Genomic DNA, 1100 nt, shown 5'->3' on the forward strand with positions numbered 1-1100 from the left:
TCCTTATACCAATTCTCATTGTTAATAGGTCAAATAAGTGACATTGCAGAGTTGTTTTATTGCGGAGCGAGAAGGAGAGATAATAAATTTGCATAAAGCGCTCTCAAGCAAAGCAATTGTATTATATACTTTATTACGCAAAATGTTCTGTTTTATATACAACCAAAGCTTCCCAATAGGATTAAGCTAAGGTAAGTACGGCGATAGGTATATAATCTTGATATTTTTAGGTATCTTTAAATTTTTTAAATTATGCCAACTAGCACAATCCATGACAAGAAAGGCTTCTTGTGTTCTTAAATATTGCAACATTTGTTCAAGAAATATATTCATACAATCAGTGTTGATATTCGGTGCAAATAAGCTAGAACTCTCTTCATTCCTAGGATTAACTGTACTGTAGAGATAAAAATTTTGTCTACCTAACTTTACTTTAACCTGTATTCTAACGCCTTTTTTAAAACCACCCGTGCCAACCTTCGAATGTGTGCCAAACCGCGATTAATCAAAGAAAAATAGCTCTTATTCATGATACTTGCCAACAGTCTCATCAAAAACTTTTAACTATTCCTACCTACCTTTATCTTGTCCATTATGAATTGGTCTTAGCGTGATATACGAAAACCTCATTTTTTGCATATTAAGGTGTACTGTAGACTTGCTAACATTCAAGCCAAATTTTTCCTGGATTCTATTCTCATTTCTTTAATAGTAATATTAGAGTTTTCTTGTATCTATACTTCAACTTGTTCAAATTGACTCTGATCAATCTAGTTTTTCTGCAACGTTGAGGAGTAGCAAACAATTTTTCTTTTCTTCCAAATTTTAGGTACCTTGTCCATACAGTCAGTGCTGTTCTTGAAATTCAACACATTTTTGCTACGGCTGCTATACTGTGCTTTCTTGCTACAATTACAGCACTTAGTTTTTTTGCAACATATGTGTTATTTCGTACTTTCTTCAGCATTTCTTTTGCTGATTCTACGACCCTTCCATCCAATAATTTTGATTTCAATGCCATTTAAACTTCACTATTTTACTTACTTCAGTATGGCTTCTTTTCCATTATTGCCTATCCGTTCCTTGTGCAGTGGAAATTG

At 33.2% G+C, this 1100-nt stretch carries 1 pseudogene; it reads right to left on the reverse strand.

Features of this window, described 5'->3' with window-relative positions:
- Window positions 1–21: 21 nt before the first annotated feature.
- Window positions 22–1021, reverse strand: a pseudogene (locus CCY16_RS03060) (IS630 family transposase).
- Window positions 1022–1100 lie beyond the last annotated feature (79 nt).

Source organism: Wolbachia endosymbiont of Wuchereria bancrofti (assembly GCF_002204235.2).
Lineage (GTDB): Bacteria > Pseudomonadota > Alphaproteobacteria > Rickettsiales > Anaplasmataceae > Wolbachia.